The organism is Flavobacterium pectinovorum, from assembly GCF_900142715.1.
Taxonomy (GTDB): domain Bacteria; phylum Bacteroidota; class Bacteroidia; order Flavobacteriales; family Flavobacteriaceae; genus Flavobacterium; species Flavobacterium pectinovorum.
Genome location: NZ_FRBX01000001.1, coordinates 1076547 through 1101282, shown reverse-complemented (window position 1 = coordinate 1101282; position 24736 = coordinate 1076547). Strand labels below are relative to the sequence as shown.

At 34.6% G+C, this 24736-nt stretch carries 30 protein-coding genes; 11 read left to right on the top strand and 19 right to left on the bottom strand.

Annotated features, from left to right (window positions below):
• Positions 1-28 precede the first annotated feature (28 nt).
• The 4 genes from BUE22_RS04675 to BUE22_RS04660 all read right to left on the bottom strand — a co-directional run bounded on the left by BUE22_RS04675 (position 29) and on the right by BUE22_RS04660 (position 4811).
• Complete coding sequence (locus tag BUE22_RS04675) at positions 29-1138, bottom strand: heparan-alpha-glucosaminide N-acetyltransferase domain-containing protein (protein ID WP_073393927.1); 1110 nt, start codon at positions 1136-1138, stop codon at positions 29-31.
• Between the two features lie 2 nt (positions 1139-1140).
• Positions 1141-2472: a lysine N(6)-hydroxylase/L-ornithine N(5)-oxygenase family protein gene (locus tag BUE22_RS04670; RefSeq protein WP_073393926.1), complete on the bottom strand. Its 1332-nt coding sequence runs from the start codon at positions 2470-2472 to the stop codon at positions 1141-1143.
• A gap of 7 nt (positions 2473-2479) precedes the next feature.
• Positions 2480-4015 carry a pyridoxal phosphate-dependent decarboxylase family protein gene (locus BUE22_RS04665; RefSeq protein WP_073393925.1) on the bottom strand — a complete coding sequence of 512 codons (1536 nt, stop codon included), beginning with the start codon at positions 4013-4015 and terminating at the stop codon, positions 2480-2482.
• A gap of 172 nt (positions 4016-4187) precedes the next feature.
• On the bottom strand, positions 4188-4811 hold the full coding sequence (locus tag BUE22_RS04660) for a LuxR C-terminal-related transcriptional regulator (protein WP_073393924.1): 624 nt from the start codon (positions 4809-4811) through the stop codon (positions 4188-4190).
• Positions 4812-4996: 185 nt separating this feature from the next.
• Here BUE22_RS04660 and BUE22_RS04655 point away from each other — a divergent pair, with 185 nt between their 5' ends.
• Together BUE22_RS04655 and BUE22_RS23685 are read left to right on the top strand one after the other, a co-directional pair.
• The gene (locus tag BUE22_RS04655; RefSeq protein ID WP_073393923.1) at positions 4997-5482 is read left to right on the top strand and encodes a DUF6934 family protein; all 486 of its coding nucleotides are present in this window, start codon (positions 4997-4999) and stop codon (positions 5480-5482) included.
• Positions 5469-5612, top strand: a complete 144-nt coding sequence (locus BUE22_RS23685; protein WP_159438462.1) for a hypothetical protein — start codon at positions 5469-5471, stop codon at positions 5610-5612. Before BUE22_RS04655 ends, BUE22_RS23685 begins: the two co-directional genes overlap by 14 nt.
• Before the next feature lie 48 nt (positions 5613-5660).
• Here the strand turns inward: BUE22_RS23685 and BUE22_RS04650 are convergent, their stop codons facing one another.
• Complete coding sequence (locus BUE22_RS04650; RefSeq protein WP_042564563.1) at positions 5661-6269, bottom strand: thioredoxin family protein; 609 nt, start codon at positions 6267-6269, stop codon at positions 5661-5663.
• A gap of 2 nt (positions 6270-6271) precedes the next feature.
• Complete coding sequence (locus tag BUE22_RS04645; protein ID WP_073393922.1) at positions 6272-6754, bottom strand: TlpA family protein disulfide reductase; 483 nt, start codon at positions 6752-6754, stop codon at positions 6272-6274.
• Positions 6755-6985: 231 nt separating this feature from the next.
• Here BUE22_RS04645 and BUE22_RS04640 point away from each other — a divergent pair, with 231 nt between their 5' ends.
• Positions 6986-7372, top strand: a complete 387-nt coding sequence (locus BUE22_RS04640) for a DoxX family protein (protein WP_073393921.1) — start codon at positions 6986-6988, stop codon at positions 7370-7372.
• A 200-nt stretch (positions 7373-7572) separates the two neighbouring features.
• Positions 7573-7695 carry a hypothetical protein gene (locus BUE22_RS23995; protein ID WP_256365462.1) on the top strand — a complete coding sequence of 41 codons (123 nt, stop codon included), beginning with the start codon at positions 7573-7575 and terminating at the stop codon, positions 7693-7695.
• Here the strand turns inward: BUE22_RS23995 and BUE22_RS04635 are convergent, their stop codons facing one another.
• From BUE22_RS04635 to BUE22_RS04575, 13 genes are all read right to left on the bottom strand, one after another.
• Complete coding sequence (locus BUE22_RS04635) at positions 7696-8463, bottom strand: LytR/AlgR family response regulator transcription factor (protein ID WP_073393920.1); 768 nt, start codon at positions 8461-8463, stop codon at positions 7696-7698.
• A complete protein-coding gene (locus tag BUE22_RS04630; RefSeq protein ID WP_073393919.1) occupies positions 8444-9460 on the bottom strand; it encodes a sensor histidine kinase in 1017 nt (338 codons plus the stop codon). The genes BUE22_RS04635 and BUE22_RS04630 overlap by 20 nt, the downstream gene beginning before the upstream one ends.
• A gap of 267 nt (positions 9461-9727) precedes the next feature.
• Positions 9728-10483: a DUF1223 domain-containing protein gene (locus tag BUE22_RS04625; protein ID WP_073393918.1), complete on the bottom strand. Its 756-nt coding sequence runs from the start codon at positions 10481-10483 to the stop codon at positions 9728-9730.
• A 135-nt stretch (positions 10484-10618) separates the two neighbouring features.
• Positions 10619-11026, bottom strand: coding sequence for an organic hydroperoxide resistance protein (locus BUE22_RS04620; protein WP_089075956.1), 408 nt, complete (start codon positions 11024-11026; stop codon positions 10619-10621).
• Positions 11027-11321: 295 nt separating this feature from the next.
• On the bottom strand, positions 11322-12311 hold the full coding sequence (locus tag BUE22_RS04615; protein WP_073393916.1) for an alpha/beta fold hydrolase: 990 nt from the start codon (positions 12309-12311) through the stop codon (positions 11322-11324).
• 157 nt (positions 12312-12468) lie between these two features.
• Complete coding sequence (locus BUE22_RS04610) at positions 12469-13770, bottom strand: epoxide hydrolase family protein (protein WP_073393915.1); 1302 nt, start codon at positions 13768-13770, stop codon at positions 12469-12471.
• 509 nt (positions 13771-14279) lie between these two features.
• Positions 14280-15365: an NAD(P)H-dependent flavin oxidoreductase gene (locus tag BUE22_RS04605; protein WP_073393914.1), complete on the bottom strand. Its 1086-nt coding sequence runs from the start codon at positions 15363-15365 to the stop codon at positions 14280-14282.
• Between the two features lie 17 nt (positions 15366-15382).
• The gene (locus BUE22_RS04600) at positions 15383-15832 is read right to left on the bottom strand and encodes a nuclear transport factor 2 family protein (RefSeq protein WP_073393913.1); all 450 of its coding nucleotides are present in this window, start codon (positions 15830-15832) and stop codon (positions 15383-15385) included.
• Between the two features lie 2 nt (positions 15833-15834).
• Positions 15835-16569: an SDR family NAD(P)-dependent oxidoreductase gene (locus tag BUE22_RS04595; protein WP_073393912.1), complete on the bottom strand. Its 735-nt coding sequence runs from the start codon at positions 16567-16569 to the stop codon at positions 15835-15837.
• 5 nt (positions 16570-16574) lie between these two features.
• Positions 16575-16793: a tautomerase family protein gene (locus tag BUE22_RS04590; RefSeq protein WP_073393911.1), complete on the bottom strand. Its 219-nt coding sequence runs from the start codon at positions 16791-16793 to the stop codon at positions 16575-16577.
• A 4-nt stretch (positions 16794-16797) separates the two neighbouring features.
• Positions 16798-17352, bottom strand: a complete 555-nt coding sequence (locus BUE22_RS04585) for a YceI family protein (protein ID WP_073393910.1) — start codon at positions 17350-17352, stop codon at positions 16798-16800.
• Between the two features lie 305 nt (positions 17353-17657).
• Entirely contained in the window at positions 17658-18224 is a 567-nt protein-coding gene (locus BUE22_RS04580; RefSeq protein WP_073393909.1) for a Crp/Fnr family transcriptional regulator, read from the bottom strand.
• A 305-nt stretch (positions 18225-18529) separates the two neighbouring features.
• The gene (locus tag BUE22_RS04575; protein ID WP_073393908.1) at positions 18530-19273 is read right to left on the bottom strand and encodes an SDR family oxidoreductase; all 744 of its coding nucleotides are present in this window, start codon (positions 19271-19273) and stop codon (positions 18530-18532) included.
• 258 nt (positions 19274-19531) lie between these two features.
• Here BUE22_RS04575 and BUE22_RS04570 point away from each other — a divergent pair, with 258 nt between their 5' ends.
• The 7 genes from BUE22_RS04570 (at position 19532) to BUE22_RS04540 (ending at position 24590) form a co-directional block, all read left to right on the top strand.
• Positions 19532-19882: a winged helix-turn-helix transcriptional regulator gene (locus BUE22_RS04570; protein WP_073393907.1), complete on the top strand. Its 351-nt coding sequence runs from the start codon at positions 19532-19534 to the stop codon at positions 19880-19882.
• Between the two features lie 199 nt (positions 19883-20081).
• On the top strand, positions 20082-20915 hold the full coding sequence (locus BUE22_RS04565; RefSeq protein ID WP_159438461.1) for a helix-turn-helix domain-containing protein: 834 nt from the start codon (positions 20082-20084) through the stop codon (positions 20913-20915).
• A 90-nt stretch (positions 20916-21005) separates the two neighbouring features.
• Positions 21006-21413 carry an ester cyclase gene (locus BUE22_RS04560; protein WP_073393905.1) on the top strand — a complete coding sequence of 136 codons (408 nt, stop codon included), beginning with the start codon at positions 21006-21008 and terminating at the stop codon, positions 21411-21413.
• A gap of 147 nt (positions 21414-21560) precedes the next feature.
• Entirely contained in the window at positions 21561-22151 is a 591-nt protein-coding gene (locus BUE22_RS04555) for a TetR/AcrR family transcriptional regulator (RefSeq protein WP_073393904.1), read from the top strand.
• A gap of 129 nt (positions 22152-22280) precedes the next feature.
• Positions 22281-22742 carry a PaaI family thioesterase gene (locus BUE22_RS04550; protein ID WP_042564548.1) on the top strand — a complete coding sequence of 154 codons (462 nt, stop codon included), beginning with the start codon at positions 22281-22283 and terminating at the stop codon, positions 22740-22742.
• A 301-nt stretch (positions 22743-23043) separates the two neighbouring features.
• The gene (locus BUE22_RS04545) at positions 23044-23631 is read left to right on the top strand and encodes a TetR/AcrR family transcriptional regulator (protein WP_073393903.1); all 588 of its coding nucleotides are present in this window, start codon (positions 23044-23046) and stop codon (positions 23629-23631) included.
• Between the two features lie 146 nt (positions 23632-23777).
• Positions 23778-24590, top strand: coding sequence for an SDR family NAD(P)-dependent oxidoreductase (locus BUE22_RS04540; RefSeq protein WP_073393902.1), 813 nt, complete (start codon positions 23778-23780; stop codon positions 24588-24590).
• The last annotated feature ends 146 nt before the right edge of the window (positions 24591-24736 follow it).

The window sequence follows — 24736 nt, the reverse complement described above, 5'->3', positions numbered from 1 at the left end:
AACCATTTTACATATTAATAAAATGATTTCAACTATTTACAAGTACTTCAGTACGATTTTTTCGTTTAGAGCGTAATTGTGTTTTGATTTCGTTGTAAACCAATTGAACAGTAAGAGTGGTTCCGATAACAACCGGAAATAAACCTAAAACAATCCATTGATCATGTTGCCAGAAACCAAAAACATACATTCCCCAATTGATCAAAACCCATTGAATTACATATAAACTCGTAACGTTTTTACTGCAGAAAATCAGCACATTAAACACATTATTATTTTCTTTAAACAGATGAACAACGATGTTAACAAACCAATATAAAACCAGATTTAATCCAAGTAATAAAATACTTCCGCCTGGTCCTAAATGGTAATAATCGCCAAAATGATATTCAGGATTAGAGAAATTTAAAATTCCGCCAACAGCCATAAAACCAAGTCCGGCAAATAACATTTTCTTAAAAAATACTTCCTGATTTTCGTTTAGTTCTTTGTACCATCTTCCCAAAAACATTCCGACTAAAATAAACGCACTCCATGGAAAAACAGGGAAATAGACATTAAATTGATTGCTAAAAAATAAATCACAGATATAATCTAAACCAGAAATACCAATTCTAAATCCGCTTAATTCTTTTGAAACAGAAATAATTAATAAGGCGACTGCAAGTGGCACGTATTTACTTTTACTAAAATGATTGATCAATCCCATGATAAACAAAGTGATTCCGGCCAATTGCAAGATATCGCCCAATAGCAAAAAGAAAATTCCTGTTTCTAAAGTCCCTGATTTTAAGCCGTAAGCCGAAACAAAAGCTTCGGGAAGCCCGCCAAAAATGAATTCGGGAACGAGGAATTTTAAAAAATTCATTCCGTAACCAACTGCCAGAATGTATAAGGCTCTTTTGCAAACGGCCAGAAAACTTTGTCGTCTTGATAGCACAAAAGAAATTCCCATACTAACCAAAAACATCGTAGTGCCGCGGCCTAACCATAAGATAATTTCTCCTAAAACAGTATTTGTCTGAGTCGCAATTGTGCCGTAAATCAGCATGGTGTGAATCATCATCATTAAAATCACACTCGTACCTCTGGCAATATCGATCGCCAAAACTCTCTTTTTTTTCTGAATTGTTTCCATAATTATTCGATTGTTTCAAATACCGGAGATTCGATAACTTCTGATACCGGAACACCAAATTCCTGAAAAGCAATTTTGGTTTCTATCGCGTAATGTTCAACTCCTGTAATTTCTTTGATTATATATGAATTTCTGTAGCACGCCATTCCTAAATCGGGCGTAACAAAACCGTGTGTGTGCAATTCGGCATTCTGAACAAAAACTTCACTGGCATTATTGTCAATGCTGTAGTTTCTGTTGGCGGCAAAACGTCCTTTTTCGTCCCATTGAATTCTGTTGGCAATGCCTTCCAAAAACTGTGGTAATTTATAACCGTAACCTGTCGCTAAAACCAGGGCATCGGTTTTATGGCGATATTTTTTATCTTGCTCCACCTGATGCAGTTCCAATTCAAAAGACTGCTTATTTTCATCAAATGAAGCTTTTGTACAAGCAGCGTTTGTTCTAAGGTTTACATCAATTTCTGTAATTACTTTTTTGTTGTAAATCGTGTCAAAAATGGTTGCAATCAAGTCTTTGTTGATTCCTTTGTACAATAATTTTTGATTTTTTAGCAGATGATCTCTTTTGTCTGAAGGAAGGTTGTAGAAATAATCCACATATTCCGGAGACGTCATTTCGAGTGTTAACTTGCTGTAATCCATCGGGAAAAAGCGCGACGATCTTGTAATCCAGTTCAACTGATATCCGTAAACATCAATTTCCTGCAAAAGATCATTAAAAACTTCAGCAGCACTTTGTCCGCTTCCTAAAACCGTGATTGATTTTTGTTTTTGAAGTTCCGCTTTATTCTGAATATAGGTTGAAGAATGAATTGCTTTTCCTTTTAAATTTTGGCAGGATTTCGGAATGTGCGGTGCAGTTCCGGTTCCTAAAACAATCTTTTTTGTTTTGTAAATTGTTGTTACATCTGTCTTGGTACAAAGGGTATTTACGATATAAAGTTCCTGATTTTTATCGTATTCGATTGCCGTAACTTCGGTATTAAAAAATACGTTTGGTAATTTTCTAATCGCCCATTGGCAATATTGATTGTATTCGTTTCTTAACAATAAAAAGTTTTCACGAATGTAAAACGAATACATTTTGCCTTGTTCTTTGATGTAATTCAAGAAACTAAACGGACTCGTCGGGTCTGCCAAAGTCACTAAATCGGCCATGAACGGAATCTGCAATGTTGTGTCCTGCAACAACATTCCGGGATGCCAGTTAAACGATTCGTTTTTATCAAAAAATAAACCGTCGAGATTTTCGATTGGTGCTGTCAAACAGGCTAAACCAAGATTAAAAGGTCCTACTCCAACAGCTATGAAATCGTATGTTTTATTTGTCATGATAATTTTAATTTTTTAATGAATATTCGGTTCCGTGGTGTACAATCAAATCGATAACTTCTTCGATATCCTGAGGCGTTGTTAGCGGATTTAAAAGGGTGAATTTCAGGAATACTTCATTGTACACTTTTGTGCTTGTAATAATGGCTTTTCCTTCATTAAAAATTGCTTTTCGGATGTAACTGTTTACGCCGCAATACGAAGTTTCTGTTCCGTTTTCAAATGGCGTGTAGCGAAATACTACAGCGCTTATTTCTGGTTTATGAATGATTTCAAAATCGTCTCTGTGGCGCAGTAAGTTGGCTGTAAACTGTGCATTTTCAATCGCTTTATCCATATAAGAACTTAAACCTTTTGTACCGATCATTCGTAGTGTAAACCACAATTTTAAGGCATCAAAACGGCGTGTTGTCTGGATTGATTTTTTTACCATGTTTGGAATTCCTTCGTCTTCCTGTTCTTTAGAATTCAGATAATCAGCGTGGTATTTTATATAATCCACAAATGATTTGTCTCTCATAAAAAATCCGCTTGAACTTACTGGCTGATAAAAAGTTTTGTGGTAATCTATTGTAGCTGAATCTGATAATTCGATTCCGTCGAGTTTATATTTGTGAATATCACTAATCAATAATCCGCCGCCATAAGCTGCGTCAACGTGAAACCAAATGTCGTTTTCGTTGGCTACGGCCGCTATTTCAGTTAAAGGATCAATCGAACCAAAATCAGTTGTTCCGGCCGTTCCTACAATGGCGATCGGAATATTCCCTAAGTCTTTTTGCTGTTGAATTACTTTCTTTAAAGCATTGGTATTCATCCTGAAATCAGGATCTACCGCAACCGGAATTACAGCATTTTGTCCTAAACCAAGCAAACTCAGGTTCTTCTTCAAACTAAAATGACTTACCTCGGAACATAAAACCCTGAATTTTGAGGCTTCAGGTGGTAATCCATCCATTTTTGGGTCAATTCCGTAATGTTTTTTGATGTAATGATCTCTTGCCAAAAGCAACCCCATCATGTTCGATTGCGTTCCTCCGCTGGTAAAAATTCCATCAGCATTTTTTGGATAACCTAATTTTTCAAGCGTCCATTCCACCAGTTTCAATTCGATAAAAGTGGCTCCGGTACTTTGGTCCCAGGTATCCATTGAATAATTCAGGGAAGATATAAAAGCTTCTGCCACAAGTGTTGGCGTAAGAATTGGACAATTAAGATGCGCAATGTACTTGGGATTGTGAAAATGAATACAATCGTCGAGATAAATATCTTTTAATTCATCTAAAACATAATCCAGACTTTTGCCTTTTTTGTTTTCTTCGAGATAAATGTTGTCAATTTTTCTTTTTATAATAGAAATACTTGTGCCGGTAAATGGAGTATTTCTCTCTTTTAAGTGATTTCCAATTGTTTTAATGGCCTTTTTCATGCTTTTTCTATAAATCCCGATCGATTTATTATTGTTAGAAAAAACATGCTTTACATGCACATTATCAATTACAATTTCTTGTGGTAATGTTATTACTTTTTCTTGTGCTTCCATTTGTGGTATTTATTTAGATTGATTCTAAAGAATAATTTTAGCAAATGTATATTTGTCAGAAAATTAAATCAATACCACAAAAAAGCGAAAATTGTTTCTATATATGAGGTAGATAAAATACCTCATATATAGTAGGAAATAAAACATAAAATATCTTTAAATTATACGAAAATTATGCTATTTTCTTTTCTAAAGCGTAGAGAATCAATTCAGAAGTAGTGTGTCTGCCTGTTTTTTTCATAATGTTTTTACGATGCGTACGAAAGGTATGAATGCTTATAAAAAGATCAGAAGCGATGTTTTTACCATTGTTTCCTTGTGCTATTTGTTTCAGGATTTCGAATTCTCTAAGCGTTAGTTTTTCATCATCTGCAGACGGTAAAACTAAAACATCCATAAGCGCATTTAATGTTTTGGGACATAAATAACGTTCTCCGTTTTGAATTTTATACAAGGCATCATAAATGGTTTGCTCTTTGCAATCTTTTGATATAAAGCCGTTTATATTATCTTTTAAAAAACTATCAATGGTTTGTTTGTTTTTAAAATAAGACAGAATAATGATTTTACATTTAGGAAAATTGGTTTTGATAATTTTCAAATCGTCATCATAAAACAAAAAGATATTGTTGGGGTCGATAATCAGGCAATCGACATCATTTTTATCCAAACTCTTAAACAATTCTTCTCTTGAATTTACTACTCTCAAATTTGGTGTTTTCACCATCTTTTTTAGTGTGTGCCTCAATCCAATTATATGTAGGTTTTCAGAATCGGCAATCAGGAAATTTTTCATTACTATTTAGATTTGTTCTAAACAAAATTAGTAATTAAATTGATTTATATAATAATTTATAGTGAAAAAATAGTTATTTTCTTATAATCAATGTGACCAATAGTAAAAAGATGTAAGTAAAATGAAGGAATGTAAAAGGGATTTATTTAAAATTAAATATTAATTTCGTAAATTAAATCTTACAAATGAATTACCCGAAATACGACTTCATCTCTAGTACTGAAAATATGACATTTGAATTTATTAGTAGTGGAAATAATGGTAATATTGAAAAAACAATAAGATATCAATGTATAAATGAAGAAATTAAAATATACAATTTAACTTTTGGAGATAATAAAGGGATGAATAAGGAAACAGGAGAATTGAATATTGATGATATTACTGTTAGTAACAATGGTGATTTAGAAAAGATTTTAGCAACAATTGCGAGCTCTGTTAATATTTTTTCAGAAACTTATCCGGATCGACTTATTTTCTTTAAAGGAAGTACTCCTGCGAGGACAAGATTATATAGAAGAGCTATTTGTAAGGAATTTAACTATATTTCAAAAACATTCGCTATATTTGGTGCAGTAAATATCGATGGGAAAATTATCAATGTACCTTTCAATACAACAGATGATTTTTATGGATTTTATATTAAAGCTAAATGCAATGAAGAAAATTAAGATGCTCACAGATACTAAGACAGGTGCAAAATATAGCATAGACAAAAAATTAGATCTCGTCAAAACTGTAAAAACAACTTCGAATAAATTAGAAGAATTGAAAACGATGACTTTTCAATTTACAACATAAAAAAATGCCTCAATTATTGAGGCATTTTCTTTTTTATAAATCAAAAAATTACGCTTTCGCTTTTCTTTTCACCGTACAGCCAATTTCTTTAGTCTCGGTTATAGCTGGTTTTTGATTGTTTTTTAATGATGCAATTACATCTTCAACATACTTCGTTTTTTCGTCTTTAGTTCCTTCAGGATCGTTATCGATAGCGCCTGTATATTCTACAACAGTTCCTTTTGCGGTTTTTGAAACTACAAAAAGATGTGGTGTATGTTTTGCACCATATTGATCTGTAACGATTTGTCCTTTATCAAATAAATAAGGGAACGCATATTTTTTTTCTTTTGCCAAATCCTGCATTTTATCAAAAGTGTCTGCTTTTGATGCTTCGGGATCATTTGGGTTTATGGCAATTACAGGATATCCTTGTGGCTTGAATTTTTTATCCAAATCGATAATTCTTTGTTCATATGCTTTTGCGTACGGACATGTATTGCACGTAAACACTACAATAAAACCTTTTGCATCTGGATAACTGGCAAAAGAAACTTCTTTATTATCAACATTTTTCAGTTTAAAATCCGGTGCTGGCTGTCCGGCTTTAAGAGTTGGAGCTTGTGCCTGAGCAAGAAAGGCACTAAAAATTAGTGCAAGTGTGATAAACTTTTTCATAATTATAGTTTTTTATATTCGGTTAGTAATTGTTCGTAGGTAAGTTCGCTTTCTATAAATTTTCTTTTATCGCCTTTTATGAATAATGTAGCGGGGATACTGCCTGACCACGACGGGTCAATGCGATCTATATATTCCTGCGGATTGCTTTCGTTCAATAAAAATACTTGGTTTTTGAGATTTTTTCTTTTTACAAAGGGCACAACTGCTGAAGTAAGTTTCGATTTAAAATCGACGCTTACTAATAATACAGCCAGTTTTTCTGCTTTGTATTCTGCACCCAGTTTTTCAAAATGAGGTAATTCTTTAATACACGGCGCGCACCAGGTTGCCCAAAAGTTAACAACGTAAGTGCTGTCTTTTCCGGCTTTCATTCTTTCCTGAAGCTGGTCTATATTAATCAGCTTTACTTGCTGGCTATAAGACTTTAAGGAGAAAGCCAGCAACAGAAAAACAATAATTGTAAAAGCTTTGATTTCTTTCATACAAATGGTATTTGGCTTTTATGGGCAAATGTTCATTACAAATATAAAACTAATGGAATTTTAAAAATCGTAAATTCTTGTTAATAAAGTTCTTTTTTGGCAATGAATTCTTATCAGGTTTGAGATTGCCTATTTCACCTTTTAATTTGTCCGGTTCAGCAAAATAGCACTATTTATTTTCCTGCTTTCAACGCAATTTTGTCTCATCAAATAATTAAAAATATAAAAATCATGAACACAAAAACAACAAAAATTATTTACTGGACTGGCGTAGTATTAACTTCTTTATGGTTTGGCGCAAGCGGATTTTTTGAACTTACAACCAATAAAATTGTTTGGGAAATTACACAACAACTGGGTTATCCTGCACACTTTATTTACATCTTGGGTGTAATGAAAATCTCTGGAATTATCACTTTATTGATTCCGAATAAATTACTTCGATTGAAAGAATGGGTATTTGCGGGAATCTTTTTCGACATCATTTTTGCTTTCTTTTCGAAATTGGCGGTATTTGGTTTTGGTGCTACAACCGATGCTATTATTGCTTTTGTAATGGTAAGTGTTACTTATTTAATGTTTAGAAAATTATATACTGCGACTTATGTTGCTGCGTAATATTCGTTGAACATTTTAAATATAGCCACAGATTAAAGGATTAAAATGATTTTTTTTCACGCAGATAACGCAGATTTGAGCAGATTTGAGCAGATTTAAATATTAATAATCTGCGTAAATCTGCTTAGATTAAAAAAAATCTGCGTGAAACAAAAACTTTTATGACTTAGTCTTTTGTAAAATCTTTAAACAAAAAAATCATGAAAAAACTTATCTTAATCGTCTTTGCAATTGTTCTTTCTATCTTATTCTTTCTGAGCTGTTTTATGTTTCAGGAAAATGATGAAATCGCCATAAAAAACGCGATCGAAAAACTGAAATAATTACCTGTTTTCCAGCCAGCTCAAAAAGGCGGTTGCTTTTTCTTTTCCTACCAGTAATTTTTCTTCGGTAGGAATTGTTAATTTGATAATCAGCTTGCGCGAAAAATAATGCTCTGCTTCTCTAATAGCCGAAAAATTGATCAAATATTGTCTGTTGATTCTAAAAAACTGAGTTGTCGACAATAGTTTATGAACCTCATCTAAGGATTGTGTAATTTGATATTCTGTTTTATCAAATGTCAATATAGTTGGGGTTTCATTTTTGATATAAAACAGTGCAATATTCTCTGTTAAAACGGTTTGGTATTTATTATTTTTAAAAACCAAAAAACTGCTTTTACCTTTATTTTCGCCAGTTCTGGTCAATAAATAATCAAAATCAGGCATGGCTTTTTTATTTCTTTGGAAAAAATTTTTCAATTCTCCCGCTTTTTTAATCGCCTGCGCAATGCTTTCTCTTGAAAAAGGTTTTAGTACATAATCAATTCCGTTTGACTTAAAAGCTTCAATTGCATAATCATCAAAAGCGGTACAAAAAATTACTGGTGAGAGCACCTCAACGTTTTTAAAGATCTCAAAACACAAACCGTCTGCGAGCTGAATATCCATAAAAATAAGATCGGGCTGGTCGTTTTCCTGAAGATAACTCACCGCTCCGTCAATACTTTGTATGTACGATAAAATCTGGGCATCTGGCCTGATACTCAATATAAGCTGACCAAGTGCTTTGGCTGTTTTTACTTCATCTTCAATTATTACGATAGTCATAAATCATGGGTATTTTTACTTTAAAAGTAGTTTCGGTTTTGTCTATTTCTATTTCTTTGTGAATTAAATGCATAAAACGCTGGTTGATATTATCCAAACCAACGCCTGTGGATAATGCGCCTCTTTTGAGCTGAATTCGGTTTTCGATTACCAGAAAATCACCTTCGGTATATAATTTAATTTTCAAAGGTTTATCTAATGAAACAACATTGTGTTTAATGCAGTTTTCTATTAATAATTGTAATGAAAATGGCGGAATTGCCGAGTCGTATTGTTTTGGATCGATTTCGTTTGTCACTTCAAATCCATCTTCAAAACGGGCTTTTAGCAAATAAACATAGGAGTCTAAAATTTGAAGTTCTTCGCGAAGCGAGATTAAATCCATTTTTCTGCTTTCGAGCGTAAAACGATAAAAATCAGATAATTTGAGAATAAAATCAGAACTCTGCGGATCCTGAATATCAACCATCGATTTTAAAGTGTTGAGGCTGTTAAACAAAAAATGCGGATTTACCTGCTGTTTCAGCAATTCGTATTGTGCGCCCAGATTTACCGCCTGAGTACGCTCTAACTCTACCGCAATTTGCTGTGTCTGATAATTTTGAAACAACAGATGCAGAAACATATAAACGATCAAATTGATTAAAACGCCTCGTAATTCGAACATAATTGGCGCGTCCATTTTGGATACCTGAAACAATTCCTGATGGGCAATTACCAAAATAACCATTACCAGGATTCCCATTAAAACACTTAAAAGCAGTTTCCAGTTGAATAAGCTTTTATGTGTGCGCTGTGCCGTAAATTTTGGCAGACTGTAAATATTATAATACCAGATAAATATCGAAAACATCAAAGTAATCGACGAGTTTATAACGATGTCTGAAGCTGTAGAAAAAGCATCAAATAATTTGGGTATTGAAGCAAGAATCGCCAGCGCAACGGAGCTTCCCCATATAACACGGCTCGATACCTGAAAGCGTTTTACTTTTTCCATTTTTTGTGTTTGTTTTATCTTGCTTGTCAAAGATAGAATATTGAGTTTTAACCGCAAAGTTCGCAAAGATTTTACGCAAAGTTCGCGAAGTTGTTTATAAGTGAAGTTTTGTAAAAATATAAGTTCGCAAAGCTATTTGTAGACTTTGCGAAGTTATATTGTGTTTTATTTCACGCAGATTTTAAAAAAGATTTAAGCAGATTCAGGCAGATGATTTTAAAATTTAAATCTGCTCAAATCTGCAAAATCTGCGTGAAACAAAAACTTTTATATTGATTGAAAGACAGCTTTATCTGCCCCTAAAACATTTCCGGTTTTAAGATCCTGAACAAAACCAATTACTTCAAAATCTTTGGTGTTGAAATTTTTAGGCAAATGAATTACAGAGGTTCCTTTTTTATCTTTTGCAATTTCTATTGAATTTAGCTGATGCACAATTTGATAATGCGATAAAACGCGATGTGCATTCTCTCCTCTTTTTACATTGCTTTTTGCTGATTTTTGAACTATGGCGATCAACAATTTACTGTTTTTGGTATTTCCTTCAATACTATAATTTACAGTAAGATTGGTATTGGCTTGGCTTGCCTGCAGCGATACATCGACATTTGCAGGTTTTAAAAGTGCTGTTTTTACAGCGTTTCTAACAATTGTTTCCTGCGAACCTACATAATCTGCTTTTCCGTTGATGATTAATTGTGGCGTATAAATAGGCTCTTTCCCCAGAAATTGGGCATAATCATATTGTCGTTTGGTGTTATTAGCATTGCTAAAAATATCTTTCCAGCCTTGTTTGTCCCAATAATCAACATGATAAGACAATACGTAAACATTGTAATCCTGATATTCGTTTTGAATTTTCCCCATCAATTCATCAGCAGGCGGACAGCTTGAACATCCTTCGGAAGTAAATAATTCCAGAACGGCAAAACCTTTTTTACTTGTGTTATTTTGTGCAAAAGCAGTTATTCCTGCCAGGAGAAATAATGCACTTAAAATGGGTATTAATTTTATTTTTTTCATGTTGTGTGTTTTTATACGTTCCTGCAAGGTTTTCAAAACCTTATAGGTATAATGAGTTTAGAATGATTGATCTACACGTTAAAAATCAAACCTACAAGGTTTTGAAAACCTTGCAGGATGATAACAGAGAGTTAATTACAGAATATTAATTTCAACATCAATATTGCCTCTTGTTGCTTTAGAATACGGACAAGTTTGATGTGCCATATCGGTAATTTTTTTGGAAGTTTCAGCATCGATTCCCGGAAGACTTACGTTTAAGCGAGCCTGTAAAGAATATTCGCCATCTGCATTACATAAATCTACTTCTGCGTCTACAGCGGTTTCTGCAGGAAGTTTTATATTTAATTTTCCGGCTGCGATTCCCATTGCACCAATAAAACAAGCCGACCAACCCGCTGCAAAAAGCTGTTCCGGATTTGTTCCAGGACGTGAAGATCCCGGAGAACTTAATTTAATGTTTAATTGATCATCAGAACTTTGTGATGCTCCTTCTCTTCCTCCTGTTGTGTGTGTTTTTCCTGTGTATAAGACTTTTTTCATGATTAATTTAATTTTAGATATTAGACTTTAGATTTTAGATTATTGGATTTGTTATTGAAATTGATTTTTTGGGCGTGTAATTTTACCGCAGAGTACACAAAGTTTTTTTATAGTGAAGGTTTATTAAAAACACAGAGATCGCAAAGCTTTGTGTTTATATAACTTGTGTTCTTTGTGTAAATCTTTGTGTTCTCTGTGGTTAAATTTTAAGCGCAATCCATAAAAAACTTAGCGAACTTTGCGGTTAAATTTTGGAATTTGGTCCCGAAGTCTCGGGATAAAAAATTGGAATTTATTATTTCGCCACATCAATAATCGCCTGAGCAAATGATTTTGGATCTTCTTGTGGCACATTGTGTCCGATGCCTTTTAGAATTCTGTGTTCGTATTTACCTGTGAATTTGTTGGCGTAGGCTTTTCCATCTGCGAAAGCGCCGTCAAAATCGCTCCCTATTGTTATTGTTGGAACTGTAATTGCAGGTCTTTCGGCCAAACGTTTTTCCAACGCATCATATTTAGATTCTCCACCTTCAAGTGATTGTCTCCATCTGTAATTGTGAATCACAATTGCCACATGATCCGGATTATTGAATGATTGTGCTGTTTGATCGTAAGTGGCTTTGTCGAAATTCCATAATGGCGATGCAATTTTCCAGATTAGTTTATTGAATTCGTATGTATTTTGACTGTAGCCTGTTTTTCCTCTTTCTGTAGCAAAATAATATTGGTACCACCAACCTAATTCTGCCTGCGGAGATAATGGTTTTAAGTTCGCTTCAAGATTTACAACCAAATAGCCGCTTACAGAAACCAATCCGTTTAAACGATCCGGCCAAAGTGCCGCCATAACTACCGCCGTTCTTGCGCCCCAGTCAAATCCGCCTATAGTAGCTTTTTTAATTTTTAAGGCATCCATTAAAGCAATAATATCACTTGCTAATGCTGCTTGCTGACCGTTTCTAAAAGTAGCATCCGAAAGAAAACGAGTTGTTCCAAAACCTCTTAAATAAGGTGTAATTACTCTGCAACCTTTTGCAACCAAAACAGGCACTACTTCATTATAACTATGAATATCATAAGGCCAGCCGTGAAGCAGGATTACTACATTTCCGTTTGCCGGACCTGCCTCTGTGTACCCCACATTTAAAAGTCCGGCGTTGATTTGTTTTAATGTTCCTAGAGAACTATCTGATTGTGCAGAAATTTGTGTTGTTGTAAAGAAAAGTACCGCAATTAAAATTAATTTAGAAAGTACTAAAGCTGATTTTTGATTTATTGTTTTCATAATATTTTGTATTTAATGTTTTGATTATTAGTTAATTTCTTCGTCAAAAGTATCGCGATTACCATCCTTTTACAATCACAAAAAAGGTGAACCGGACAAAGTAAAAGTTGAAATGGACAGGCTAAATCCTGAAATTATTTCACCTCAACAAGAGTTTTTATTTTCTTAATGATTTAAAAGCTGCACGAAGTTCGATTGTAAAAAGCTGTGGTTCTTCCCACGAAGCAAAATGCCCGCCTTTGTTTACTTCATTAAAATAAATCAGGTTTTTATATGCTTTCTCGGCCCAGCTTTTTGGTGCCTGGTAGATTTCTCCCGGAAAAACAGTTACAGCAACCGGAATTTTAATGTCGTGTGTTTTTTGTTCTACCACATTAAAGTTATTCGTATTGTTTTCCCAATACAATTGTGCCGATGAATTGGCTGTGTTTGTTAACCAATACAATGAAATATCGTCTAACATTTCATCTTTGGTTAATGATTTTTCGGCATTTCCTCCGCTATATGTCCATTCGTTGAATTTATCTAAGAAGAAAGAAGCCAACCCAACAGGAGAATCAGTCAATCCGTACCCTAAAGTTTGCGGACGTGTTACCATCATTCCGGCATAACCGCCGCCTTTTGTGTATAATTTATTAAGCGAAATAAAAGCTGCTTTTTCTTTTACAGATAATCCTTGAGGTGCAGGATCTCCGTCTTTAAGTGCTTTCGCAACATCAGCCGGAACTGTCGCAGGCATATTAACGTGAATACCCAATAATCCTTGTGGAGCCTGACGCGCCATCGCATCTGCAATTACTGAACCCCAATCTCCTCCCTGAGATACGTAGTTTTTATATCCCAAACGTTTCATTAAAACATCCCAGGCATTCCCTATTTTTTCTGGTCCCCAACCTGTTCCTGTAGGTTTTTCTGAGAATCCGTAACCTGGCATTGACGGAATCACCAAATCAAAAGCGTCTTCGGCTTTTCCTCCGTAAGCAACAGGATCAGTCAATGGTCCGATTACTTTTATAAGTTCAAAGAAAGAACCCGGCCAGCCATGTGTAATAATTAATGGCAAAGCATTTTTGTTTTTAGATTTGATGTGGATAAACTGAATATCCAAGCCATCAATGTTTGTTACGAATTGTGGCAATTGATTTAACTTAGTTTCTGTTTTGCGCCAGTCATAATCAGTTCCCCAATATTTTACAAGGCTTTGAATTTGCTGTAGTTTTACTCCTTGTGACTGATCGGTAACCGTTTCTTTATCCGGCCATCTTGTCGCATTGACACGATTGCGAAGATCTGTTAATGCATCTTGCGAAATACTAATATGATAAGGTCTAATAGACGCGTCGCTGGTTTTAGTTGCTGTCTGATTTTTTTGTGCAATGCCTGTAGCGGCAATCAGCATAAAAGTTCCTGTAGCAATTGTGCTTAGAAAACTGCGTTTGTTTTTTTGAATTGTTTTCATTTTTTTTGATTTAAATTATTTGTTATCAGTTAATTTCTTTGTCAAAAGTATTTTGATAACAAGCGTTTTAAAATCATTAAATAAGTCAAATGGACGAAGTTAATGCTGAAATGGACATTGAAGAAGTTGAAAGTTTGGTGTTGATATTGTAATACTCGGTTATCTGGGTTTACCTTTGTCAAAGTTTGAAACTTTGACAAAGGTTTGCGCAATTATGTAGTCCCTACGGGACATTCTAAAAACTACAATTCATATTTCTACCAATATGTAACTCCTAAAGGAGTATTTATTGTAATACCTCGTAGAGGTTACATGTTGGTAGAAAAAAATAACCGCACGCAAAATTGTCCTGTGGGGACTACATATATTTAAATATTCCTTGATACGTTTTAGGGTAAACCCGACAGTCCCAAAACTTCGGGATCGAAACCTGGCGGGTTTCGTACTAATTTGCGAAAATAAAAAAGGCTACCTTTTGGGCAGCCTCGTCTCAATTCTTTTTTATCAAATTAAGCTTTCAAATCATTGAAATAACTTGTTGTTTCTTCAATCAGCGAATGCATTAGATCTTTTGCTTTTGTATGTTTTAAAATGGGAGAAATTTGTCCGCCCCAAAATAAGATCATATCCCATTTTTGCTGCTCAAGTGCTGCTTTTCGCAATGGCGAAATTAAAGTCGTTTGTAGCGGAAAGGGCAGAATATTTTCTTCTTTGCCAATTAAATCTTTTGCAATTCTGCTGGTTATTCCGCGTCCGAGTCTGCCAGTATAGGCTCTTGATAAAGTGGTGTATTTGGATGCTTCGGAGAATAACATTTCTCTGTGAATGGGTAATGCATTCGATTCATCGGTAGCAAGAAACGCGGTTCCTATTTGGGCAGCGTCTGCACCTAATGCCAAAGCTGCTGCAACACCTTTTCCAGTTGCAATTCCGCCGGCGGCGATGATGGGTGTTTTTATTTTTTCCCTCATTAATTGTACTAAAGCAAAAGTTCCCATTAAGGATGATTCGGCAGAAGCCAAAAAAGAAGGTCTGTGTCCGCCTGCTTCAAAGCCCGAAGCAATAATCATATCAATTCCTGCAGCTTCCAGAAAAATGGCTTCGTCCAGAGTCGTTGCGGCACCTACCGTAACGATTCCTTTTTTGCGGCATTCTTCTAAAACATCGGCCGAAGGCACGCCAAACATAAAGCTAAATACTTTTGGGCGAATGTCTAAAATAACGTCTAATTGATTTTCGAATCTGGATTGAAACGGCGCTGGTTTTTCCGGTAACGGAATACCAAGTTCATCAAAATAAGGTTGATATTGCTGGATGGTTTTAGCAAATTTATCATCTGTTAAACCACCTTGCGGAATATCATGATCTGAAACCCAAAGATTGATGTTATACGGTTTATTGGTTGCCGCTTTTATTTGTTTGTCTACATCAAAAATCTCCTGTGGGCTCATGGTATAAGCACCATATCCGCCCAATCCACCGGCATTTGATACCGTTGCAGTTAATTCAACCGAAGATAAATTTCCGCCAAACGGCCCCTGCATAATTGGATAATCAATACCCAATAAATCTGTTATTTTTGTATGATTCCACATTGCTTTTTCGTTTAAAATTATTGACTTAAGTCAGTCAGCATTTTATTGACAATAAGCCATTTTCCGTTAATCTTATGAAAAGATAAAAAATCCCGATAATAAAAGTCATACATTTTAACATTAATTTCGGCTACGGCAATTGAATTTACAACCCGAATATCCAAAATTTCTCCTTTAAAAGGCTTTCCGGAATCCTTCGGACTTTGTCTGTTTTTTACACCGTCCAGATATAAATCTACGGTCTTGAAATAAGGTTGTCCTTTTATATCACCGTAAACCAATGTTCCGGGATAAAAAATGCTTCCCAAAATCCTTACATCTCCTTCATAAATGCCTTTCAAATAATTGTTTTCAATGGCATTTGTAATTGCTGCAATATCTTCCTGATTTTCCATTGTGATCTTATTTTGTGCTTTTATGCCCTGTAAATTCCAGAGCATAAAAGCAATTAATAAAAAAGTTTTCATTATTAGTTTAAATTGTGTCCGGCACCTTTTCCGCCATCAACATTAATGATTGATCCGGTAATAAAAGTGCTTTTTGCAACGATATACACCATTTCAGCAACATCATCTATTTCGCCAACTCTGTTTAGCAAATGTAAACCCGCATTCTGATCGGCTTTGTCTCCGTGCATTGGTGTGCGAATTACACCCGGTGCGACAGTATTGATACGAATGTTTTGTTTTCCAAATTCGGCTGCCAGCTGAATTGTAAGCGCATGAATTGCACCTTTGCTTGAAACAGGTGCCGAAGCCGGCCATCCGCCTAATCCGTGGTTTACCAACGGTGTTCCGATATTGATTACAACACCATCTTTTTGTTTCAGCATTTGCGGAATCACGGATTGTGTTGTAAAATAAGTTCCTTTAAAGTTTGTAGTCAGGAATTTATCTAAGTAAGCTTCATCAACTTCAAGAAATGGTTTGCTGTCAAAAATTCCGGCATTGTTGACCAATACATCTACAGAACCAAATTTTTCAAGGGCAATTTTCACCAATTGTTCTCCGGTTTCTTTTTTGCTTACGTCTCCGGCAAACATGGCCAGGTTATCGCCTGCTCCAAATTCTTTATAAGTGTTTTCTAGTGCACTTGGCGTTACTGAATTGATGACAACATTATCACCTCTGTCCAAAAAGTATTTAGCGATTCCTTTTCCGATACCAGAAGCTGCTCCGGTAACGATTATAGTTTGTTTTTTCATGATATTTATTTTTTATCGGCTGTAATGCCTTTTTCTCTTAATACTGATACTTGATCTCCTGCGTAACCCCAATCGTCTAATTCTATTTCCTGAATCACGACATGTGTTAAATGCGGATCTTTATTTAAAACATCTGTAATTAAATTGGTTATGCCGCTTATTAATTCCTGTTTTTGCTCGCGGGTTACTCCTTCGCGGGTCAATTCGATTTTTATGTAAGGCATGGCTTTAGTTTTTAGATTGTTCTGAAAAAGCCGCTTCGGCAGTAATAGTAAAATCTAAGTCAAAGTCGTTGTAGATTAATGTGTCGCCCAAATCTGTAAAGAAATTTCCAGAACGGAATCTAATATCGTATTTGGTACGGTCAATAATCAGTTTACCAGAAAGTTTAATTTCGTTTCTGCTGTTTTCTACTTTGGCATCAAAACCAACAAGATGTGTAATATCTTTTATGGTCAGATTTCCTTCAAGATGATAAGTGTTGTTTGAAATTTCTTTTACAGAAAGAATATCCAATGTTGCGGTAGGGAATTTTTCGATAGAGAAAAAATCATCCGAAGCAAGGTGTCCGGCAAATTGTGCATTTGTAGCCGGATCTGTAACATCCAGAATTTTTATTGTCGAAGTATTAATGATGATGTTTCCACCATTTATTTTTCCATCATTCAGGATAAAATTACCTTCTTTGATACCAATTGTTCCATTATGTGCGCCGGTTACTTTTCTTCCGGTCCAATCGATTTGGCTGTTTGCGCTTACGATTTTAAAATTTGTTGTTTCCATTGTTATTGTATTTAATTGTTGTTGTATTTAAAGTACAGTACAAAGGAACGGCGACTATGGAAGTTGCTTACGTGATGTAGATCACATTCGGATTTTGGGGTATTATTTCACGCAGATTTTAAAAAAGATTTAAGCTGATTTTTTTTAAGATTGTGTTGGTTTTTAATCTCGCAAAGACGCTAAGGCGCAAAGTTTTTTTACGCAGATTTAAAAAAAAATTTAAGCAGATAATTTTAAATCTGCTCAAATCTGCCAAATCTGCGTGAAAAAAAAATCATTTTTAATCTTTTAATCTATGGGAAACTTTATGAATTATAAAGCCTGCTTAAAGTTTCTCTGGAAACACCCAGATAAGCAGCAATTAAATGTTTGGGAACAAGGTTGTAAAGCTGAGGATATAATGCCAAAAGTTCTTCGTAACGTGTTTTGACATTGTTATTCATAAAAGATAAAAGGCGTTTTTGAGAAGCAACATAACCTTTATTAGTTCGCCAACGGAAAAAGTGTTCGATTTGATGAAATTCGGCACAAAGTTTTTCACGATCGGCATTGGAAAGGCAAAGCAATTCTACATCAGAAATACAATCTATATTAATAGTTGCTTTTGTTTGATTGTATAAAGCCGCGTAGTCCGATGTCCACCAGGTTGGCATTGCAAACTGCAGGATGTACATTTTAATATCGTCGTTGATGTAAAAAGCCTTTACACAACCCGAAATTACAAAATACTCACAATCAACTTTATCACCTACGCTAATAATCGTTTGGCCTTTTTTGAAAGACTGCGGTTTAAAATGCGAAAAGAAATAGTCAAACTCTTCATCTGTTAATGAAACGGTTTTGGTGATGTGGTCTTTTAGGAGTTGTTTCATGAAAAAAGGTACAAAGGTTCAGAGGAACAAAGGTACAAAGGTTTTTTTTGAGGAAGGTTCAAAGTAGCAAAGGTTCAGGGGGAGAAAGGTTTTAAATTTAATTATTTCTTATGAAAACGAGTGCCCTAGCCCTGATGGGAGGGAAAATCCTTTTGTGCCGGTCCCGAGGCTTCGGGAGGCACAAAAGATTGGAAGGACAGCAGGAATAGCTCCTAATGAAAATTAAATTCCAAATTTTTTTAAATTCCAAATTCCAAAAAGCAAAGCCTATGAACCTTTGTCGCTATGAACCTCTGAACCTTAAATTATGCTAATACCATCCCTCCGTCCATAATAAAATCGGCTCCGGTGATGAATTTTGAGGCGTCGCTGCTTAGGTGCGAAACCATTTTGGCAACGTCTTTAGTGGTTCCCATTTGTTTTAGGGGAATCGTATCAACAATAGCACTCATTAAAGTTTTAACTGCTGCTTCGTCTAATCCCATTTTTTTCATTATTTCAGTTTCTGTCGGACCGGGACTAACCGAATTCACTCTGATTTTTCTTGGAGCCAATTCTAATGCTGCAATTTTTACTACAGAATTCAGACCGGCTTTACTTGAAGAATAAATTGAAGTTCCGGCATAACTCATACTTGCGGTATTTGAAGAAAGAAATACAACTGAAGCGCCATCTTTTAAAATCGGAATAAATCTGCTCAGGGTGAAATACGCGCCTTTAAAATTAATATCCATAACACTGTCAAATAATTCCTCTGTTGCTTCTTCAATATTTCCTTTGGTCGTAATTCCGGCATTGATAAAAAGGATATCAACATGACCGAAATCTTGTTTTACTTTGGCAACCAGATTTTCGGTGTCTCCAACATTCGACTGATCTGCAACAATAGCTGTTACACCCAATTCTGAAGCTGCTTTTTCTATCGCTTCTTTTCTTCTTCCGGTAATGATAATCGTTGCCCCTTGTTCTTTTAATTGTTTTGCTGTTGCGTAACCTATTCCGCTATTTCCTCCGGTAATTACGGCAACTTTATTTTTTAAATCGTCCATTTTATGTTTTTTAAATTAACGGGACAAAGTTAAATGGGAAAACATATTGCTTTTTTAATGGTATCATGGAGTATACCGGAATTGTTTTTTTTACCATATAAGTTATATAAGTTCATTTAAAAAAGTTTGCTTATAGTTGCAGTGATATAAGTCTAACAGAAACTTTAATTAGATTTGCTCTTATATTTACTTATATCACTTATATGGTTTAAAATAAAAATAAAATGTTTTTTATACTTTTATTGAAAAATAAACAGCATGGCTAGAAATCAGAAAGAAGAGTTTCAGGCACTTCAGGATACAATATATGTTTTGGGTGGAAAATGGAAATTACCCATCATCAATTCTATCTGTAATGGCAATACGCGTTTTACAGAAATTCTGCAAAGTATTCCCGGAATTACTTCGCGCATGCTTTCGAAAGAATTGAAAGATATGGAACTCAATAATCTTGTAAAAAGAACCGAAGATCGTGACGCGAAAGTGCCTATACTTTATGAGTCAACGGAATATTGCCAATCTTTTGGACCTATTATATCGGAAATGATTAGTTGGGGAATTTCGCATCGTGAACATATTAAAAATCAGAGAGAAGTTAAATCTCAATAAACGAAGAAAGCAAAACTTTCATGATATGTTTCTTTAGATTTTTTTTTTATAAAATTACAAAAACAATGGACAATTCGCCTGTGATAAATGGTTTTTAGTCACCAAAACAACCCTTTTTTTATTTCTTATTTCACATATAATGGTAAAAAAAAGTTTTTTATACCTTAGTAAAATAATTAAGATCAGGAAATCAGAAAGTATGGATTACGAATTAATGCCGGATAAAATAGCCACAAGAGAAAACCCAAAATCGAAATTGAGTTTTGTTCCGTATGTTTCTGATGCTCCGCTTGTAAAGGGAAAAAGTCAACTAACACAGCACATGATTAGCCTGATCATGAAGGGCGAAAAACATATTTACAGCGACGGCAAACCTATTGTAATTAATCCTGCAAACATCTTGCTGCTTTCTGCGGGTAATTATATTTTTACAGAAAGGCCAAATGGGAATCCCGGAATAAGAAGTATTCTTGTTTTCTTTGATGACGATTTCCTGCAGGACGCCGTGCGCAATAGCATCAAACTGCCGAAAGATCCTGCTAAAAAAACACCTAATGTTTTAGTTCCTAAAGACGATTATATCAATAATTTTATTGGTTCTGTACAATCACTAATTAATGATACCGTTTTTACGGAATCTATGCAGATCGCCAAGCTAAATGAGTTACTGGTTTATCTGTGTATGCGATTTCCGGAGGAACTTAATAACTTTCAAAATGTATCAGTCGCAAAAACGCCCGAAGAAAGGATTCAGAATGTGATGCAGCAAAATGTTTTCAATAATTTTTCAGTCAGCGAACTTGCGTTTTTCTGCCATATGAGCCTTTCTACTTTTAAGCGTAAATTTCAGCAAATATATAAACAGCAGCCAGCCAAATGGATGCAGCAGCAAAGATTAATTACAGCCGCTGATTTATTAAAAAACGGATCGAAACCAAGTGAAATATATATGCAGGTGGGATATGAAAATCATTCCAGCTTTTCTCAGGCTTTTAAGACGCATTTCGGAAAATTACCAAAAGACTACAACTGAAAATGAACTTTTTGCGACAGGAGTATGAACTTTTTGCGCTATCAGTTCCACACTGTCTCAGAATAACTTTGTGCTATAAAATTATATATTATGAGCACAGCACAAAACAAGAATTTACTTCTACAATACAATAAAGAGGTAATCGAAAAAGGAGACATGGAATTTTTTCAGCAAATTGCCACAGTCGATTTTATCAATCATTCCGCTCCGGAAGGAATGTCAAACGGAATTGACGGTGTTATTTATTTTTTCGCCAATGTTATTCATACTGCCTTAACGGATATTACGGTGCATGTTTTGGACATGGTGGCCGAAGAAAATAAGGTTGCCACCCGAAAAGAAATAAATGGGATTCATACAGGTTCGCTTTTTGGAATACCGGCAACCGGGAAAAAAATTACGATAACAGTCATTGATATTTTTACGGTTCTGGATGGAAAACTGAAAGAACATTGGGGCGAAAATAATTTTGCTTCTGTTATTCAGTCCTTACAATAACTAAGATTTAAGTACTTTAAAAGGGTTTTCTAAAATATAGAAAACCCTTTTTTTACTTGTTGATACAGCATCAAAATAAAATAAATACATTAAAAGTTTATAAATTATACCGATTGGTATATATTTGTATTCTCAAATCATATTATTATGAGTAAAGCCGAAAAAACCAAACAATTTATTATAGAAAAAACTGCGCCTATTTTTAACACAAAAGGATATAGCGGTACTTCTATGAGCGATATTACTAATGCTACCGGACTTACAAAAGGCAGTATTTATGGTAATTTTGAAAATAAAGACGAAGTGGCAATTGCTGCTTTTAAATACAATATCAAAAAACTTCAGGATACTTTTGCCAATGAAATTGAGAAACAAAAAACCTTCAAAGACAAATTAATGGTTTATCCGCGTTTGTATTCAAATTATTATGATTTAAAAGTTACAAGCGGCGGCTGTCCGATTTTAAATACGGCTACCGAAGCTGATGATACACATCCGATTCTTAAAAAAAATGTGGAAAGAGCACTTCTTTGGTGGAAAGAAAAACTCATATACTTTATTGAGCAAGGCATTCTTGCCGGTGAATTTAAAGCCAAAGAAATTAATCCGGAACAAATTGCCTTAACTTTTATCGCCATTATCGAAGGCGCTGTTATGATTGCAAAAGTGACCGGGGATTTTAACAATTTACCAACGATTATGCTTTCACTAAATAAAATTATTAATGACCTGGAGTAACTTTTTTTTAAATTAAAAATATACCGATCAGTATAAAAACAGTTAGAGGTAAAATATAGAAATAAATGTCAAACACAAACTACATTTCCATTTTTACATCTAACATTTTGCAAATAACAAATAACAATTATGGAAAGAAAAACTAGATTACAAGTATTACAAGATCACCTTGATAGAGAATTTACGGCTTCTCCCTCGCCTTTTATGCTTTGGATGAAACCGATAGTAGTGGTTGCCGAAGAAGGAACAGTAACTTTTAAATATGTGGTAAGAGAAGAAATGTCGAACCCGATAAAATCGCTACACGGAGGCGTTACAGCTGCCATTGCTGATGATTGTATTGGTGCCACTTTATTTTCTTTGGATGAAGAAAACTTTTACACCACCATAAACTTAAACGTAGATTATTTTGCTCCGGCTCATGTGGGTGATACTATTTTAGCCAAAACATTAATCATAAAAAAAGGCCGACAATTTGTAAACGTACAATGCGAAATCTGGAACGAAGCACAAACCCGATTAATTGCCCGCGCCTACTCTAATTTATTTAAAACCAATGTGGTAAAAAAGGTTTTAGAATCTGATAAATAAGCCTTTTTGTGTACTTTATTTAACACATAGAAACATAGATTTTTTTAGCCACGAATTCACGAATTTTTTATAATTATATACGCAATTATTCGTGAATTCGTGGCTATTTAGCACATATAAATTAATCTAATCTGCTCAATCTGTGGCAAAAACTCAAACCTAGCCCAAAAAAAATCAGCGAAAATCTGCCTAAATCCGTGTCATCTGCGTTCCTAATCATAAATAAATCATAATAAATTTGTTTTTTATGACCAATCGGTCATATATTTGCATTGTAATTCAAACGAACAAATAAAAAATCATGTCTAAGGGAGAAGAAACCAGACAATTTATCATAGAAAAAGCCGCCCCTATTTTTAATGTAAAAGGGATTGCAGCAACAGCTATGAGCGATATTATGGAGGCTACCAAACTCTCAAAGGGAAGTATGTATGTTCATTTTGAAAACAAAGAAGTTTTGGCCTGCGCTGCCGTAGATCATAACATGAAGGTTTTGGGTGATAAAATCCTGGCTGCGATCAGCAAAGCTAAAACGGCAAAAGAAGAATTATTCATTTATATTGATTTTTTTGATAACCCACTAAATCCACCAATTACGGGTGGTTGTCCTCTATTAAATTTTGGAATGGAAGCGGATGACACCAACCCAATTGTAAAAGAAAAAGTAAACGGGGGAATTAAATTTACACAGCAGATATTAGAAAACAGCATTAATAAAGGAATTGCCAACGGCGAATTTAAACCAGATTGGAATGCCTCAGACTTTGCAACAATAATTTTTGCTATGCTCGAAGGCGGGAATCTAATTTCGAGAACTTCCGGAAGCAACGATAAAATGAAGGTCATTATTAGAACACTAAAAGAAATGATTGAAGAAAAAAGCTATTAACTTTTTTTTTATCCAAAAAATGACCGATCAGTCATTTTATAAAAACAATATCAATGTCAAAAATCAAATACACAGTTAAACAAATAAACGATTAAACAAAATTTACAATTCACCATTAATAATTAACAATTAAAAATTTAGAAATCATGTCAAAAACAATTTTACTTTCAGGAGCATCAAAAGGATTTGGAAAAGCCTGGACAGAAGCATTTTTAGAAAAAGGATATCAGGTAGCTGCAACAGCCAGAAATATTGATACACTAAACGATTTAAAAGCAAAATATGGCGATGCCATTTTACCGCTTAAATTAGACGTAAACAATCGCGAAGAATCGATTGCAATTGTAGAAAAAGTAAAACAACACTTCGGGAAAATTGATGTATTAATCAACAATGCCGGTTATGCCTTAAACGGAGCCGTAGAAGAAGCCAGCGAAAAAGAAGCGAGGGCACAATTTGAAACTAATTTCTTTGGAACTCTTTGGTTAACTCAAGCGGTTTTACCAATTATGAGAAGCCAAAAAAGCGGACATATTATTCAGGTTTCTTCTATTTTAGGAATCGCAACTTTGCCCAATTTAGGTCTTTATAACGCTTCTAAATTTGCTGTTGAAGGTCTTACTGAAACATTGGCTCAAGAGGTAAAACAATTCGGAATCAATGTTACTTTGGTAGAACCAAATGGCTATTTTACAGATATTTGGGGTAACGGTTTCAACAGCGAAATCATCGATGATTATGAAGGAATGAGAAAAGCGATTGCAGAAGGACATGATCCTGATACTTTCGGAAAAACGGAATTTACTGTACCTGCCATTCTTAAATTGGTTGATGCTGAAAACCCACCTTTACGCCTGTTTTTAGGAAAAGTGGCGCTGCCATTAGCCAAACATGTTTACGCGCAAAAACTAGCAACCTGGGAAGAATGGGCTGATGTTTCTGTAGCGGCTCACGGGTAATTTATATTTCTGATTTTTTTAAGTTGATGAAAACGAGATTGTTTCTTTTAGGAGAAATGGTCTCGTTTTTTTATGGAGCTATTTCCTGCTGACTTTATCATATTTCTTGGGAACCTTAAAGAAGGATCTTCTATTCATTATAGGCT